The organism is Tessaracoccus aquimaris (assembly GCF_001997345.1).
Classification (GTDB): Bacteria; Actinomycetota; Actinomycetes; order Propionibacteriales; family Propionibacteriaceae; genus Arachnia; species Arachnia aquimaris.
Genome location: NZ_CP019606.1, coordinates 1451946 through 1468236, shown reverse-complemented (window position 1 = coordinate 1468236; position 16291 = coordinate 1451946). Strand labels below are relative to the sequence as shown.

The window sequence follows — 16291 nt, the reverse complement described above, 5'->3', positions numbered from 1 at the left end:
TCAGCTCGGATGAGCTGGCAGCCGATCCCACCCGTGTCTCGCCGTGATCCCCTCTCGCCCTACGACTTGCGCGGGCGGGCGGTGGTCGTGGAGCTGGGTGCCTTGGCCGGGGCGGCCTCGGTGGTGGCTCCGAACAGCAGTGACAGTGCGCCTTGCTGTTCGCGGGCTTCCCGGTCGATCTCTTCGCGCAGGGCTTCTGCCTTGGCGGAGAGGGCCGGGTCGCTCGACATGACCTGGATCTGGGACTCGATCGCCTGCCGGATGGCATCGGTGAGCGAGACGTCGGCGAGCTTCGCCAGGATGACCAGACGTGCGTGCACGTCGTCATCGAGGCGGATGGCGAGTGTCTTCATGACACACCTTCCTTTCTGGACTTGCCCCAGCTGCTCCCATGCGGGGAGCGCTCGGCCACCTCCTCGGGGTGGAGTAGCCGCCGAACCATGGATGGTTCGAGGGTGCGGCTACTGGCTCCCGAGGAGCCATGCGGGTGCGAGGGATCAGAGGCTGCGGAACACCCACACCCCTCCCTCCGGACTCTCAGTGAACGAGACCTCGCCACTGAGCCGCATGTCTTCGGCGAAGGCCTGGTAGTCGAGGCGGACGTAGGGCTGCATGGCCTCGGGAAGCTGGGCTCCGGCTTCGAGGGTGTAGCCGAGGTCGTTGCACATCGCTTCGGCCCATGCTTCAGGGCTGTCGTGGTGGCCCATGTAGTAGTCGGGGAACTCGGTGAGCACGTCGTGGTCGAGTGGGCCACCGCCGTCCCAGACGATCTCAGACCAGGCGACGAAGGCTGGCCCGTGTTCGGCAATGCCATTGGCAACAGCTGAGAGGTCCTCGAAGGACTCGTACTCACCGAGCTGGAGTCGGCCGAAGCCGTCGTAGTCGTGGATGACCCACTCTTCGGCGTCGGGCTCGGGGCTGCCAGCCAGGATGCGCCAGGCAGCTTGTTCAAGGTCTTCAGGATCCCGGGTGGCGTCGACCCAGGCGCCGTGGAGTCGGCCGTTGTTGTAGTCAGCGAGGGAGGCGATCCAGATGTGTGGGTGCGGATGCTCTTGCCGTTCATGGTCCTCGGGAGAGGTGTCTGGCCTCTCGCCGGCTGACGGGGTGCCTTGGTGGTTGTTCTCGTGGTTGGTCATGGTTCCTCCTTTCGGTTGTTGGTTGGTGTGTCGGCGATGCGTTGCTCGGCCCAGTCGGCGAAGTCTGGATGCAGCTCGATACCGAGCCAGTCCCGGTGGTGCTGTTTGGCGACGACGCCAGTGGTGCCCGACCCGATGAATGGGTCGAGGACGATGCCGGCCTCGGTGCCTCCGTGGCAGTCACAGGTGGGTCGGAGCGCAAGTCTGAGAGCGGTGGCTCCGAGACGGCGAAGAGGACGCGTGCGTGGTGCGCGGCAGACGCTGCAGCGCTGTTCGGGTACTCCGGCGAGCAGCATCCGTTCCACCAGTTGTTCCGGATAGGTGGCAAAGTGCTGTCCTCTGTAGCGGGAGGTGGCCATCGGCCAGACGTCGCCGGGGTTCTTGCCGAGGGGGTGGCTGGTCAGGCCTTGGCGTTTCATGGCGATGAGACCGGTGTCAGAGTCGGTGTTGGGGCCGCGCCACTGCTTCGGCACTCCAGCCCCTCCCTGCCCGGGACGGCGCGGCTGGCGAGGTGGTCGAGATGGTGCAGTCTTGGCTGGTTGACGGATGGCGTCGAGGTCGAAGAAGTAGCGCCTGTGTCGAGTAAGCAGATAGATGACCTCGTGTGTGGTGGACAGCCGGTCCGGCACGCTGCTCGGGATGGGGTTGGTCTTGGCCCAGATGATCTTGTTCCTCACGGTCCAGCCGTCCTCGATGAGCGCCAGGGCGAGGCGTTCGGGGCCGAGGAGCAGGCTCTTCGCTGGTGCGCCTTGGCGAGGGTGGGTGCTGTAGGTGTCACCGAGATTGAGCCAGACGGTGCCGGTCGGCACGAGGACCCTGGCCAGCTGCCGCAAGACGGGGCGAAGTCCATGAACCCAGGCATCAACGGTGGCCTCCAGTCCGAGCTGGCCAGCGTTCTGGTAGTCGCGGAGCCGGAAGTACGGCGGGCTGGTGATAACGCAGTCGATGCTGGCGTCCTCCAGTTCAGCGAGCCGGGTGGCGGCATCGCCAGTGAGGATGGTGTTTCGTGGTGTAGCGGTCATATAACCTCCTTTCGTTCAGGGTTGGTGACGGGACTGCCCCAGAGGACGCCCGGTAGATCCTCGCGAGTGGTGATCTTAAACAGGCGCGGCTCCAGGCTTGGCGTGCGCAGGATGCGCCTGGTCAGCGTCTCGCCCCGCTGTCGGGCGCGTGGTCCGTGCATCACCCAGAGCGCTCGGGGGAAGCTGCCATGGCTGTCTTGCTCGATGCCGGAGCGGTAGTAGTCCATGTAGAGGCGGCATTTGGTGAGCAGTGTTGGGATGGACTCAGTGCCCATGTCCACCTCGACGAACCAGCGGTCTTCGTAGCTGCCTTGGTGGTCGGCTCCCTGAAGGGCGGCGGCGAGATCGGGTCGGACGAGTCGGGCTTCGCCGCCGATGCCGCTGAAGCGCCGCCAGCTGAGCGGTTCGATCTGGACGCTCACATCGAGCCCGTGGGTCAGTCCGGTTCGGAGGCAGAGGTGGACGTCGGCCACGGCCAGCGTGTGGGCTAGGAACCGTTCGGAGGGTTCGTGGGCGCGCCATGTCTTGCCGGTATCTGGTAGGGCGATGCGGGCTCCGGCTGGGGCCAGTTGCCAGACTCGTGCCTCGGAACCGGCACGGACGCCTCCGATCCTCCTCGTAAGTGGCCGAATGAGTTGGTCGCGCTGCAGCCGGGCAAGCACACGCCGGGTGGTGCGGGCCGCCGACTCGTCAGAAGCGTGGCCGGTGAAGCAGAATCGCTGCACTTGGAGGGTGGTCAGGTAGCGGTGCTCCCAGATTCGGGACAGCACCAGCTGGTCCCGCTCAGACAGCTCGGACGCCAGCCGGGCACGCCGACGACGACCAACCCGGGACACCATCACCCGGCCACCCGGGGACGACGAGGAACGAGGAGTATTCGTCCCCCGTACTGGTCCAGAAGTGCCCGTGGCAACGCCTGGGGCGAATTCTGGGCGGGAGCCGAGCGGAACAGCGACCGGTAGGCGGGCACCTGGGGCGAGTTCGTTGGTAGAACCGCCAGGATTGCCCTGTAATGGATGGCCGGTCATGCGGATCTCCCGTCCGCTCCGGTACCGCCAGGGCGACGCACGCGGCCGATCTGGTCCCCGGTGGGGACACTGTCGCCAGGCCCGCCGTCGACGAGATCCAGCAGATTCTGCTCGACATCGCTGAGGGATTGACCGAACCGGGCACGGCTTTGGCCTTGGGCTGAGTTGAGTGAGCGGACGGGACTACCGAGCGCGGTGGTGCGGAGACTGAACGGCGGTGCCGCTTCACCATTAACCAGCAGCGAGGCATAGGCGTGGTAGCGCGGCAAGGACTGGTAGTCCTCGGGCTTCAGAGTGCCTTGGCTGAGCGCGGCAATAGCTCGGGCGTCGTCTCGGGAGAGGCTGAAGGCGACGCGTGAGCGGGCGTTGGCCATGACACCGGCCTTGAGGTCCTTCGGCAGCTGCCCGAGATGCTGGTGCGCCAAGCTAAAGCCAACACCGAGACCGCGGGCTTGGGCCAGCGCCGAGCCGAGATCTCCGGGTAGCCGGAGGTAGTCCTGCACCTCATCGATGTGCACCATGACCGGGCGACGTTGGAAGGCTTGCAGGCCTGCCCGGCCGACCGCTGCCTGCCAGACCAGCGCCACCACGATCGAGCCGAGCAGCCGAGCCGCTTCCTCGCCCAGTGCGCCCTTGGCGAGGTTGACCAGTACGACCCGGGGTCGCTCGTGGCCAGCCTCGGTATGGCCACTACGGAGACCGAAGATGTCTGTCATGTCGAAGCGCGGACGCCGCTGGCCGAAGACAGCGCGGAGCTGGGGACGGAGCAGGATCGGGCGGAGCTTGTTCATGAGCGGTGCGATGGCCTGCTGGCGTTCACCGTCGCTCATCGCTTCGAACCAAGCCCAGAAGCCACCGAGGCCCATCGGGTCGTGCTTGGCCACTCGGCCGGTGACCGAGCGACGGAAGCCGGGGTTGGTCAGGAGGAGCGGCACCACGACCAGGCTGGCATCGCCGCGACGAGCCAGTGTGAGCAGACAAGCGTGGAGGATGTCGTGGGTGCGTGGGCCCCAGGAATCGGCGTAGAGGGAGTGCATCACCCCGAGCAGGACATCGGCTGCAAGATCTGGATTGCGGGCTCCCGCCAGCGGATTGATCCCGACCGGTGCCTCATCAGCAGCATCGAGAATGACCACCTCATCCATGTACCGGCTCGGGATGCGGCTGGCGATGTCTGCCACCAAGTCACCCTTGGGGTCGATCACCACCACGCCCCGCCCCGCAGCGATGTCCTGCAATGCCAGGTGGGCCATCATGGTGGACTTGCCCACCCCGGTCGGGCCGAGCAGGTGGAGATGGCGCAGCGAGTCCTCGGCCGTGAGCGCTACTGGTCGCCCCTGGGCTTCGGTTGCCGCCTGGCCGAGCAGCCGACCCTGCGATGGGATGGCGGGCGAAGGCGGCATCAGTACCGGGTGTGCGCTGGCGACACCGGGGAGCCCCTCGGTCAGGGGCCAGGCAAGGAATGCGGGCAGCTCCGAGATACGTAGTGGCATCGGTAGCCACCACGACGAGCGTGCCTCGACCACCGCCGATAGACTGGACTTCCAGATCCGCAGCCATGATCCCGGAACTTCGAGGCCCTTCAGCGAGGCAGCGACGGTGCGTACTAAGGCACGAGCACGCGACTCACTACTCGCAGATGCGCTGACCCGTAGCGCCACCACGAATCCCGGCTCGCCGAGATGCTGCTGCACCTCGCGAGCGGCCTTGGGGTGACCAAGCTGCTCAGTTGGCGTGCGGGGCTTGAGACGCCCACCGCAGACCAGCTGCAGCCGGATCGACTCCTTGCCCTTCGCCGAGGCCAGCATGGAGAGCAGGCTTCGCGTGACAGTCTCGGTTGCCTCCACCCGCAGCGGCGCACTGACCGTACCGTTGAAGCGGAGTGCAGCGGCAGCAGCTGGAGGCCTGGTGGCCACCACGTCACTGGCGAGATGAGCTGCCCGGTGAAGGTGCAGCTCCACCCTCTCAGACTCTGGGACGATGTGTTGCTGAGACGGATTGAGTAGCCGGACTCCGGGCAAGTGCGCCAGCGCCAAGGCATGGATATCCCGGACAGCCCACGGCTCAGTGCCGAGACGCCAGAGGACCTGGCCGCCGGAGCCGATGGCTTCGAACGCCACTGTCGGGCTGCCGGTAGCTGTCACTAGCGCGCTGAGAAACGAGCGGACTCGCGCCTCATCCGCCGGCACCGGCAGAACCAGCTGCCGCCAAACGAGACCAGAGCGGTTCATGATGAAGCCTCCTGCGCCTTTTCCTCGGGCGAAGTGGTGCGGCTGTCGTTGACGGCGTCGGCCTCAGCCTGCGCCATGGCAAGCTCGATGACTGCCCGGGCGATCCGGCGAACGTCGGGCTCCTGGCGAAGCTCCGAACGGACACTCAGACGGCGGTTGGTGCGGGAACGGCCACGACGGATCTGCCTCGCCCCTCCCGACTGCTCGTCCTTGTGGCGCGGCCGGGTCGGAGTGCCAGACCATGGTTTGGATGCCTGAGCCTTGCGGCTCGACTTGTTGTTTCTGGGCATGACGAATACGCCTCCTTTCTGCGTGGGGTTGCTGTTGATTGGTGATGCTCTACTCGCCGGGAGCCTGTGCCGCCGGGGGCCGAGTCACGATGCTCGAACGAGTCCTGGACGGCTGCTCACAGGCGAGGAACTGACGCTGAGTATGCGTTTACTGGCTCTTCGGACCTGAGCGTGGGGTGAGCGGGGATCGGATGGCGGGCGTGTCGGCGGGGTGAAGGGGTCGAGGCCCTCAAGAATCGGGGTTACCACACCACCTGATCTTCAAGGACCTCGACGATGCCCGATCCTACTTCCTGCTGCCGTGCCGCGGGCGGCTACTGCCAGCGCTGTGATCTTCTGGTCGGGTTGCCGGGGCTGCATGTGGTTGGCGTCGCCCGCGACGAGGCGGGGCTCAGGATTGAGGTCGAGTCCAGCGCCGACCAGGTGATGGGTTGCCCCGCCTGCGGGGTGATCGCGCATGCGCATGGCCGGCAGCGGGTCGAGTTGATCGACGCGCCGTGTTTCACGGCGCCGGTGAGGTTGTGGTGGCGGAAACGACGCTGGCTGTGTCCCGAACCGTCGTGTCCGGTGACCTCGTTCATGGAACAAGACCCCGACGTGGCGCGACCCAGAGCGCTGCTCACCAGACGCGCGACGTCGTGGGCGATCGGGCAGATGCGGCGGGAGAACGCCTCTGTTCAGGGTCTGGCTCGGCAGCTCGGCTGCACCTGGAAGACGCTGTGGCGGGCCGTCAAGCCGGTCCTTGAGACTGCCGCCGACGACGAGACCCGGTTCGCCGGTGTCACCTCGCTGGGCGTCGACGAACACATCTGGCATCACGTCTCCACCAAGCCCGTCGAGCTCGGCGGCCGCGGCCCGAAGGAGTTCACCGGCATGGTCGATCTGACACGTGACAAGGACGGACGAGTCCGAGCCCGGCTCCTGGATCTGGTCCCGGGCCGCTCCGGCGAGATCTACACGTCGTGGCTGCGTGACCGCGGCGACGTGTTCCGCAAGGGTGTTGAGATCGCCACGCTGGACCCGTTCCACGGTTACAAGAATGCGATCGACGACCAGTTGGAGGACGCCGTCGCGGTGCTCGACGCGTTCCACGTCGTCAAGCTCGCCACGGCTGCCGTTGATGAGGTCCGCCGCCGGGTCCAGCAAGACATCCACGGCCACCGCGGCCGCAGAGATGATCCGCTGTATCGGATCCGCAACGTCCTGCGTGCCGGGAAGGAGCATCTCACCGACCGGCAGAAGACCCGGCTCGAGGCGGCGTTCACCGTCGAGGACCGTCACGTCGAAGTCGAGGTCGCCTGGCACTGCGCCCAGCACCTGCGTTCGGTCTATCACCAGTCGAGTCCTGCTGACGGGCGTCGGGTAGCGGAGAAGGTCCTCGCCTCGTTCCCGACGTGTCCGATCCCGGAGATCGCCCGCCTGGGCCGCACCCTCAACCGATGGAGAGACGCGTTCCTGGGCTACTTCACCACCGGCGGCGCCAACAACGGCGGCACCGAAGCGATCAATGGCTTGATCGAACTCGCCCGCCGCGTCGCCAGAGGGTTCCGTAACCCCGACAACTACCGCCTCAGAATGCTCCTCATCGGCGGCGGTCTACGCCTCTGACCCCACGCTCAAGTCCGAAGAGCCCGTTTACTTGAGTAAACGGTCAACGACTTTGGCAGATTCCACAACACCGGATGGAACGAGCCAGACGGTGGACGACGAGCGGTGAGAATCTTGCTGGCGTGGCCCTCGTCGAGCGACGTGTGGTTCGTCAGAAGCGCCGCCAGCGGATAACCAGCCAGCCGACCAGGATGATCGCCCCCACCGCCGCCAGCCCGATGACCAGCCACGGCCAAATGCACTGGATGAGCAGTACTGCACCGTAGAGGGCCATGCTGGCGAGCAGGATGGCAAAACACCAGCCGACCAAGCGGTCCAGCAGCGATGAGGGCGAAGGGTCAGCCACGGTCGCCTTCCTCCCAGATCTGCTCGGCCTGGATGGTCGTGGGCCATGAGGAGGCCATCGAGTCGCGGGCGGCGTCGAGGAGCTGCTGGGTGGCCTGCGCCGTCCGGAGCTGGATGCGCGCCTCAGACAGGGCCCGGTCTGCCAGCAACTGCCGACGCCGACGCTCCTCCAACCACTGCTCGACAAAGCACGCGACAACGACTACTCCGACGCCGAGGAGAAGGAGTGCGACGGCCACGCCGATGATGCTCACCGCAGGCCCCTTCCGAAGCTGTGGACCTCCCCGACCATGGCCAGCGTGTGAGCCTGGCCGATCTGGGCCAGACGGAAGGCCGCACTCGGCACGGCTTCGGCCAGCTGGCTCTCCAGCTGCGCCACCATGGCAGTGCCCTGGAGGGCGCGCTGCGTGACCTGATCGATGGCATCGAGCTTGGCCGACTCTACGTGGGCTTCGGCGGCCAGGTTGGCCACCTGCAGCTCGGCTCGCGAGACGATGCGGGACAGCGCCCGGCCCTGAGACGACCAGGGCGAGAGCGATGAGGCCCCCGAGCCGGCGGCCGGGGTGTAGGGCTGAATGTTGGACATGAGGTGACTCCTTCTGGACAGTTGCCCGAAACCGGCTTTCGGGCGGTGAGACCAGTCAAGGCCACAGCGTGGGGGCGCGTCGTGACACAAAAGTGACAGTTCTCGACCGGCGTCAGATGGCAGAATCCCTTGCATGGAGGAGCCTCCGGCCAATGAGCCATACGTACCGACCGTTGATCCGGCGGTGGTCGAGGACACTCATTTGGAGCTACAAGCCCTGCGCGCTCGTCATGGCCGACTGACTATGCCTGGACTCAGTACGTACCCGCGGCTTGTTCAGCTCTGCGGAGAGGGGGATCTGCTGGAGGCCTACATGGTCCTTCGTCGTGAGCTGGCGCGCTACGCCAATGGCACAAAGTACGAAGCGGCTGGGGCTCTCAGCATCTCGTCTCCTGCCGACACCGTCTTGGAGCGGCTCACACTCACCGCGGAACACTTCGATTACCAAGATCAACGCACCATCCGGCGATGGTCCGATCGGGGCCTCCGCACAATCGCGGAGGACCTCGCTGCCATCGCAAACGTACGGGGAAGACTCGGGCGAGAACTTCTCACTCTCACGCTAGCCAACGGCGAGGACGAACAGCTTTACCTACGGATTGAGCAGATGGACTTTGCCCAGCTACCCACCGAGCCGCCGAAGATCACGTTGTGGATCTGGGCGGACGAAGACAGCGCCGAGGAAGCTGTAGTCGACCTCCGAGAACACAGATCCCTGGCGGCAGAAGACGGCACGTACCGAAATACGCTGGACGTCATAGCGATGCCAAGACTGAAGCCGTTGCTGGAAGACAAGCCTCGTCGCCAAGCGACGGACAAGGTGTTAACAGTCGCCGTACAAGGCCGGAGCGCTCCCGCAAGGACGGTGACGTGGCGGAACGAAGCCGTGCTTCCGGCGACAGCGCAGGTTGAGGTCATCGTGCACCGAACGATGGTCATGGCTACCCTCACTTCACTACGAGTATCAATGCCTTCTTAGAGTCTCCGTAAGAGTCACCCTCGGGGTCTGCCCGATAATCGTGATGCTCTTCCGAGCGCGGGTGAGCGCGACGTAGAGATTACAGACGTCTCTGATATCAGCGATGTTCGGGATGATGACGTGGTCATACTCCAGCCCCTTGATAAGCACGGTGCGAGACACCGTGTGCAGCTGGCGCCGACGCCCACCGTGACGCACGCGTTCTCGAACACGTGAGAGTTCAGCCAACATGCCTCGTTCTGGGTCTACCGCGCAGGCCTCAACGACGGCGGTCATGTCGAGCCACGCCTCGCGCGAGTGGAGTTGCGCTTCCCTCCCTTGACGGATTTCATTCATGGCGGTCGCCAGCACGCCGAGCTCCGGCGCTGTCCGAACTAGATCAATCACGGCGAGGGTTCTCTCAAGCCCCGGACGCTTGAGCGTCGTCACCGGCTGACCTTTGCACATCCGACCCAGTACCCCCTTGTCGAGCTTTCCATAACCGGTGAAGCACTCCTTGGCTGTCGCCACAAGCCACGTCGCATAGTCGCTGGGATCAAGGTCAGCCAAGGCACCGAGACGCTTGAACATGAAGCTGCCGCCCAGTTCCTCCATTACGGCATACCCAGGCAATCGCGAGGCGACCGCTCGCGCGGAGTGCAAGTGAGGTGCCGTGATCACGACGACGGTCTCGCCGTCGCCGCGGCGCTTTCGTGCGGCATCGACGAGCTCAAACCCTGAAGTTGTCCTCGGGAGGAATGCCACGCCGCTTGGCAGATCGCGGCTAAAATCGACCACGTTGCCGACGGTTAGTTGCGACCGTAGCGCGACGAGCCATTCACCTAGTTCTTCGTTGTGGCCCAGCCAACGCCACGGGACATGACTCACAGGGAAGGCCGGGAAGTGTGGCAGGACGTCCGAACCCCAGTCAACGATCGGGTCCGCAAACCCGAATATGCTCTGTAATCGGTCGCCGAAGACGGCGGTTTGAGGAATCGCAGTCCTAAGTGCGTACACAAGTGCATGTTGGCTCGTAGAGCAATCCTGATATTCATCGACGAGAAGATGCGTGTAGCTGAGACTGAAGACGTCACGGATATGCTGTCGTTGAAGTACGGCTATGGCGCCTTGGATATATTCACCTGAACGAGTGAGATCAACATTCTCGGGAACCGCGAAATCGGCGTGCGATGAGTAGGCACTTACAAGCTCGATCGCCAAGCTGGTTAGTGTGGCGACGCGATACGCGTCGGCCGAAACTTCAAATTCCCGGAGTTTGGAACGTATTGAATGCAGACCAGCCACCGTATGAGTAAGGATCAATGCGCGGCCTTCACCCCCTGCAATGCTTCGCACGGTATCGGCTAACATCCATGTCTTGCCGCCGCCAGCCGCCAGCTCGATCGAGGCGGGTAGGCTGTCCAAAAGGCTAAGAGCGCTCACGGCGCGGACTCGCCCTCCACGAGTTCGTCATTCTCAGCTCGCGTCGGCCTGGGATCGTAGATTGCTGCTCGAAGGTCGTTCACCTTGCCGAGTTCATTCGAACCCTCCAAGTGTCGAGCTGTCATGAAGTGTGAGGCTAGAGCACGTCCACGATGCACCTGTTTGAACCAACTCTTCTTGCTCGCGACCCTTGCGACAAGTTCGCGCGCTTGGGCGAGCGTGAAGCTCGCACTGATCCAGCTGCTGACCTCCAAGTCAGCAAGCTCGCTCGGAAGGCCGAAGTGCTTCAGGTGTGAGAGGAAGTTAGCTTCCCCGTCCTCGGGATGCTCCGACAGTTCGATACCTAACCGAATGAGCGCAGTCAGTCCCTGAACATCGAGGATCTCGCAGAGTGCTCGTTCAAGGTTGAATCCATCTTGCCACCTAACAACGGCTGCCCCTGGCAGCACAGCGAGAGAATCAGCCGCGACGTTGACATCCGCCACGTCGCTGTCGAGCAACAAAGTGACCTCGTACCCGAGGCCGATGAGGATCTCCCCACGCCGTACTGTCTCCGATCCACTTCCTTCGACTGCCACCACCCCGAGCGACGCGCTGACAGGCGCACCGCTTCCTGCTACTTCATCGTCCCAGCGATCCAAGAGACCCAGCAGAAGCCCGTATTCTGTCTTCCCTTCACCTATTGCGATTCGCCGTGCGAGGAAGGCGTCAGGGGAAGCTCGCAAGAGCTTCTGAATCTCTTCCTCGTCCGGGTCCAGGCACTTCACCTCAACATGACCGTTCGGGAACGAACGAACCACAGCGAGATCACCTGGAGCAAGATGCCTGAGAACAGTCGGAGAGTGAGTCGTGATGAAGACCTGGCCCGGGATGTCTGAGCGGCGCAGTTGCGAGAGCAGGTTCACTAGACGGTGGGGCTCAAGGCCATACTCGATCTCGTCTACAAGGAGGAATGCCTTACCATCGTGGGCCAACTGCTGCGCTGCGATACCAGCGAGCCGGCGGCTACCGAGGCCGTAGTTGGTCAGCGGGACGCTGCCTTCGTACAGTGCTAGATTTCCTGTTGAGTTCGTGAGGGAATGGTCGAGGCCAGGTCGCAGGCCCTTAAACTCCCCACTACCCAAGTCGTGCATCTTGCCTTGGATCGTCTTTGTGAGTTGCTGAAGCGCTTCCGGAATCGCGTCCGCAACGGCTGCATGCGCAGAGCGGTTTGCCTCGACGAGAAGCTTCGCGGTGCCGTGCTTACCTTCAGTGAGGCGACCCAGAGCGGATGTCTTGGTCCATCGCAGATGGGCGTCAATTCGTTCGTCCACCTTGTAGGTGCCGATCAGGCGACGCACAGCCGACGTGACTGTGACCTCCTCTGAGTTCTTGTCAGGTCGGAAGATCGTCCATCTTGGCTCCAACTCACTGTCGACTGACAGACATATTGTGACGCACGCTTCGTGGTCATCTGCTGGATCTTGATGGAGCTCGCCGTTGGCGTCGAGGCCACTCAGATGCAAGCCGAGCACGTTGTGTTGTCGAAGTTCAGGCGGAAGACCGGTCAGCGTTACCCGTATCGAGATCTGCTGTGTCACGTCTGCCTGATAGAAGTCGGAATCCGAAAACGACAGGTTCCATCGATCGCTGAGTGCCATATCGACGGCAGTCAGTATGCTCGACTTCGTGCTGTCGCCCGGTCCGATGAGTGCTAGGAAATGGCGCCCCGCTGGGATTTTCCAGATAAGACTCCTAACGCCTCTGAAATTCCGAATCTCGATGCGGCGAATCTCCATCAGCGGTCCCCCTTCCACCGCTCGTCGGCCAATGGAGCGTCGTTGAGCCGATCACGACGAGTTCGCCAGTCAGGCAAATACTTGTCCATCAGTCTAGTGAAGAGCTCACCGTGGTTGCGCTCGAAGTAGTGAGCCATCTCGTGAACGACGACGTACTCAAGGCAGTCGGGGTGCTTCTTCGCCAGCTCCACGTTGAACCACAGGTGCCGGGTCTCCCTGTTGCACGACCCCCATTTTGTCTTCATACGTCGGATTGTCCACTTTGGGACTGACACTTCCAACTTCTGCTCCCAAGTGTTTAGGACTGCGGGAATGGCTTCACGCAGCTGCCCTCGGTACCACTGATCGAGTGCCGTCCGGCGTTGCTCGGCTGTGGCCTCGCCGGGCGTGTAGAGCAGTAATCGGTCGCCGTCGACTTCGAGATGGGTGCGGCCGTTCCGCTCGACGACCTTCAATCGTTTGCGGAGACCCCAGACGTAGTGGGACTCTCCAGTGATCATCTCTCGTTCCGTCTGACGCGGCGCAGCCTTGAGCTGCTCGCGCTGACGCTTGATCCATGGCAGTCGCTGGATCACGGCGAGTCTAACCTGGTCGTCGTTCAGCCGCGTAGGTGCAGCCACGCGCACACGTCCGAGCGGTGGGTAGACGCCGATGTGAAGATTCTTGATGTCCTTGTAGATGACGTCGATCTCTATACCCCGAATGGTCAGGTAAGCACTAGCTGTACTCACGGCGCGCCTTCACCAGTTCGAAGAGTTCGTTGAGTTTGGCCTCGTCGAAGCGGTCGCCGAGGTTGGAGCGGATAGCGTTCTTGACCTTGCGCTCCTTGATCGGGTTGCCAACCCAAGCGTCGGGCTTGGTGTGCCGAACGATGGTGTCGATCTCGATCGCGAGGTGGTCGTCGGGGAAGAAGAAGTCGATCAAGGCGCGCTTGGCGCCGTTGTCCGCCCAGTCCGGATACTTGGTGTCGGACTCCTTCGTGCCGAGCTGCTTGGCAGCATCGAGCAACTTGGCGAGGTATTCCTGGTAGTCGATCGCCTGCTGGCGTCGCTCCTCGATGAGGGCGTCCAGTAGTTCGCTCATCTTGTCGTAGTACTTCGGGTTCATCGCGCGCTCATCGATGATCACCTTGCGCATGTTGTTGGTGATCGTCTCGGCCACTGCTTCAGGGCTGTTCCTGATGCCCGCAGGCAGCTTATCGATCGCTCCTGCGCCGAGCTTGACGATGAGGTCGATGAGCCCGGTGTCCTCGAAGTTGGAGACTATCTCGGATGCGCTCGCCTGGATGTAGGTGTCGAGGAGGAACCGCATACCGGCTTCGTACTGTTTGAAGTCGACGTCCTCACCGGCGCCGAGCTTCACCTCCGCCCGAACGTCGACGTAGTGGGCGATCTCCTTCTTGATCGCTTCTGCCTCGGCCTCGCTGTACCCCGCTTCGGTCATCTCGTTTGCGAGGTTCGCGAAGGCTCGGGCCACGGCGGCGACTGCCTTATAGAGCTCGACGCGCTTGGGTTCGTTGGCCTTGAGTTGCTCGGCGTTGCCTTGCTCCATCGCGCAGAAGTACTGCTGGTACTGCAGTGTGTTTCGCGGCGAAGCCACGGCCTCCACGAGGGCGCGGACGCGCTCTAGGGCGTCGTCGAGATCTTCGCGCGCCTTCTCGATACGGTCGCTGAGAAGGCCTTCGATGTCCTTCTTTTCGTAGCCGTCCAGAGCCCCCGACGTGTAGTCCGTGATGGCGTCCTCGAGCGAGTTGAAGAGGTCTTGGTAGTCGATGATGTAGCCGTAGTCCTTGTCGTCACCGTCGAGACGGTTGACTCGGCAAATGGCTTGGAAGAGGCCGTGATCGCGCATCTTCTTGTCGATGTAGAGGTAGGTGGCACTCGGAGCGTCGAACCCGGTGAGCAGCTTGTCAACCACGATCAGGAGTCGCATCTGACCTGGGTTCTCGATGAACTGCTTCTTGACAGCCTTCTCGAACTCCTCGACCTTGTTGACAGCGACGTCTTCGGGTTCGTCGAAGTAGTCGGCAAGCATCTTGCGGTAGATGTCGTACTGGCGGATCTTCTCGGTCTTTCCTTCGCCGGAGTCTTCCTTGGAGATGTCGCTGGCATTGGGGACGTAGCTGGTGACGATGGCGCACCTGCCCTTGAAGCCGGCGTTGCAGAACAGCTCGTAGAACTTGCAGGCTTGGTAGATGCTGCCGCCGACAAGCATCGCGTTGCCGTGCCCGTCCATCAGGCGCGGCTTGGTCTCCATGTCCAGCAGGATGTCGTTGACGATCTGCTTGGCGCGCGGCTCGCTTGAGACGACCTTCTGCATGGTGCCCCAGCGCTTCTTGAGCTCGGCCTTGGAGAGGTCGGTCATGCCCTTGGTCTTGACCTCGAACCACTTGTCGACCTGGGCTGGCGACGTGAGGTTCTGGTCGATGTTGCGGGCCTCATAGCGTAGGTCCAGTACGACGCCGTCCTCGACGGCCTCGTCGAACTTGTAGGTGTGGATGAAGGAGCCGAAGGTTTCAATGCTGGTGGCCTTGTCGGCCTTGAGCAGTGGGGTGCCAGTGAAGCCGATGAACATGGCCTCCGGCAGGAGCTGCTTCATGGCCGTGTGCATCTTGCCGGACTGGGTGCGGTGAGCCTCGTCGACGAAGACGAAGATGTTGCCTTTGGCCTTGAAGTCCTTTGGGATCTTGGCGTTCAGCTCGGCGATGAAGTCCTCGCCAGCATCGTCGAGCGCCTGGTCGTCGTCGCCGCCTCGGAACTTGTGGACCAGAGAGCAGATCAGCCACTCCTGTGTCTGGTTCAGTGTGCCTAGTAGGTCAGCGCCACTCGATGTCCGGTAGATCTGCTCGTTGACGCCGTTGAACACCTTCTCTATCTGATCATCAAGCTCGGTGCGGTCAGTGATCAGCAGGACCCTCGCATCGTCCTGATGTTCCCGAACCCACTTGGCAAGCCACACCATCGTCAGGCTCTTGCCAGAGCCCTGGGTATGCCAAATGATGCCGCCTTCGCGCTTCGCGATGCGCTCCTGAGCGGCCTTGATGCCGAAGTACTGGTTGTGGCGCGGACCCTTCTTGACGCCCGCGTCGAAGACAATGAAGTCGTGAATCAGTTCAAGGAAGCGGGTTTTGTCGCAGAGTTGTAGCAGGGCACGGTCGAGCAGGTCGGCGACGTCTGACTGTTCCTTCCACTCCAGCCAGTATTTCTCGGGGGTGTCGATGACGCCGTAGCGCAGGCCCTCGACGTCGTTGCCCGCGAAGACGAACTGCACAGTGGAGAAGAACGGGCGGATGAACTCGGCTTTCTGATTGCCGATGGTCTGCCGGATGCCCTCCGTGACAGACACCTTTGATCGCTTGAGTTCGATGGTCGCCAGGGCGATGCCGTTGACATAGATCACGACGTCAGGGCGCTTGGTATGCTGACCGAGCACGGTAACTTCCTCGGCCACGACGAAGTGGTTGGCGTTCGGGTTCGTCCAGTCGATGAGCCAGACTGTCTCGGTCTGCTCACCAACGCCGGGCTTGACCTTCACGCCGTAGCGGAGCAGTTGGTACACGTCCCGGTTGGCCTCGTATAGGTCATGACCGGCGCCGACCGAGGCAGCCTTGCCGAGCTGGTCCAGAGTACGCGTAATCACGTTGTCGCCGTAACCGCGGGCCCGAAGATTCTGCGTCAGCAGCTCAACCTCGACGTTGGAGTTGTCAACACGGTATTCCCAGTTGCCGAGGTAGTCGTACTCAAGCCGCTCCTGGAACAGCTTGACGACGCGCTCCTGTGCCTTGCGCTCGATTTGTCCAACATCGCTCATGACGCGACCTCGTCTCGAGCTGGTAGCAGGGTTTGGAGCAGTCCAGTCCGAAGGTC

The 16291-nt window shown here is 63.0% G+C and carries 14 protein-coding genes; 2 read left to right on the top strand and 12 right to left on the bottom strand.

Going from position 1 to position 16291, the window contains the following annotated elements; all coding sequences use genetic code 11:
* Positions 1–59: 59 nt before the first annotated feature.
* From BW730_RS06930 to BW730_RS06910, 5 genes are all read right to left on the bottom strand, one after another.
* Positions 60–353: a DNA-binding protein gene (locus tag BW730_RS06930; RefSeq protein WP_077685613.1), complete on the bottom strand. Its 294-nt coding sequence runs from the start codon at positions 351–353 to the stop codon at positions 60–62.
* 144 nt (positions 354–497) lie between these two features.
* Positions 498–1136 (bottom strand): antirestriction protein ArdA, encoded by a 639-nt coding sequence (locus tag BW730_RS06925; protein ID WP_077685612.1) that lies wholly within the window; start codon positions 1134–1136, stop codon positions 498–500.
* Entirely contained in the window at positions 1133–2158 is a 1026-nt protein-coding gene (locus BW730_RS06920) for a DNA-methyltransferase (RefSeq protein ID WP_077685611.1), read from the bottom strand. The genes BW730_RS06925 and BW730_RS06920 overlap by 4 nt, the downstream gene beginning before the upstream one ends.
* On the bottom strand, positions 2155–2928 hold the full coding sequence (locus BW730_RS06915; protein ID WP_158522508.1) for a replication-relaxation family protein: 774 nt from the start codon (positions 2926–2928) through the stop codon (positions 2155–2157). Before BW730_RS06915 ends, BW730_RS06920 begins: the two co-directional genes overlap by 4 nt.
* A gap of 254 nt (positions 2929–3182) precedes the next feature.
* Positions 3183–5147, bottom strand: coding sequence for a type IV secretory system conjugative DNA transfer family protein (locus BW730_RS06910; RefSeq protein WP_158522506.1), 1965 nt, complete (start codon positions 5145–5147; stop codon positions 3183–3185).
* A gap of 836 nt (positions 5148–5983) precedes the next feature.
* On the opposite strand from BW730_RS06910, the gene BW730_RS06905 reads away from it, so the two are divergent.
* Entirely contained in the window at positions 5984–7315 is a 1332-nt protein-coding gene (locus tag BW730_RS06905) for an ISL3 family transposase (protein ID WP_145952758.1), read from the top strand.
* Positions 7316–7466: 151 nt separating this feature from the next.
* Here BW730_RS06905 and BW730_RS06900 read toward each other — a convergent pair whose 3' ends face one another.
* From BW730_RS06900 to BW730_RS06890, 3 genes are read right to left on the bottom strand one after another with little or no spacing between them, the layout of a single operon-like run.
* A complete protein-coding gene (locus tag BW730_RS06900) occupies positions 7467–7661 on the bottom strand; it encodes a hypothetical protein (RefSeq protein ID WP_077685608.1) in 195 nt (64 codons plus the stop codon).
* Complete coding sequence (locus tag BW730_RS06895; protein ID WP_077685607.1) at positions 7654–7914, bottom strand: hypothetical protein; 261 nt, start codon at positions 7912–7914, stop codon at positions 7654–7656. The genes BW730_RS06900 and BW730_RS06895 overlap by 8 nt, the downstream gene beginning before the upstream one ends.
* Positions 7911–8246, bottom strand: a complete 336-nt coding sequence (locus BW730_RS06890; RefSeq protein ID WP_077685606.1) for a hypothetical protein — start codon at positions 8244–8246, stop codon at positions 7911–7913. The genes BW730_RS06895 and BW730_RS06890 overlap by 4 nt, the downstream gene beginning before the upstream one ends.
* A gap of 133 nt (positions 8247–8379) precedes the next feature.
* On the opposite strand from BW730_RS06890, the gene BW730_RS06885 reads away from it, so the two are divergent.
* Positions 8380–9225: a hypothetical protein gene (locus tag BW730_RS06885; protein ID WP_145952757.1), complete on the top strand. Its 846-nt coding sequence runs from the start codon at positions 8380–8382 to the stop codon at positions 9223–9225.
* Here the strand turns inward: BW730_RS06885 and BW730_RS06880 are convergent.
* The 4 genes from BW730_RS06880 to BW730_RS06865 are packed head-to-tail and all read right to left on the bottom strand — an operon-like array spanning position 9211 to position 16235.
* A complete protein-coding gene (locus BW730_RS06880; protein ID WP_077685604.1) occupies positions 9211–10647 on the bottom strand; it encodes a UvrD-helicase domain-containing protein in 1437 nt (478 codons plus the stop codon). The genes BW730_RS06885 and BW730_RS06880 overlap by 15 nt on opposite strands.
* Positions 10644–12425, bottom strand: coding sequence for an ATP-dependent nuclease (locus tag BW730_RS06875; protein WP_226997117.1), 1782 nt, complete (start codon positions 12423–12425; stop codon positions 10644–10646). The genes BW730_RS06880 and BW730_RS06875 overlap by 4 nt, the downstream gene beginning before the upstream one ends.
* Positions 12425–13156 carry a M48 family metallopeptidase gene (locus tag BW730_RS06870; RefSeq protein WP_077685602.1) on the bottom strand — a complete coding sequence of 244 codons (732 nt, stop codon included), beginning with the start codon at positions 13154–13156 and terminating at the stop codon, positions 12425–12427. The genes BW730_RS06875 and BW730_RS06870 overlap by 1 nt, the downstream gene beginning before the upstream one ends.
* Positions 13143–16235 (bottom strand): type I restriction endonuclease subunit R, encoded by a 3093-nt coding sequence (locus tag BW730_RS06865; RefSeq protein ID WP_077685601.1) that lies wholly within the window; start codon positions 16233–16235, stop codon positions 13143–13145. The genes BW730_RS06870 and BW730_RS06865 overlap by 14 nt, the downstream gene beginning before the upstream one ends.
* Positions 16236–16291: the final 56 nt, after the last annotated feature.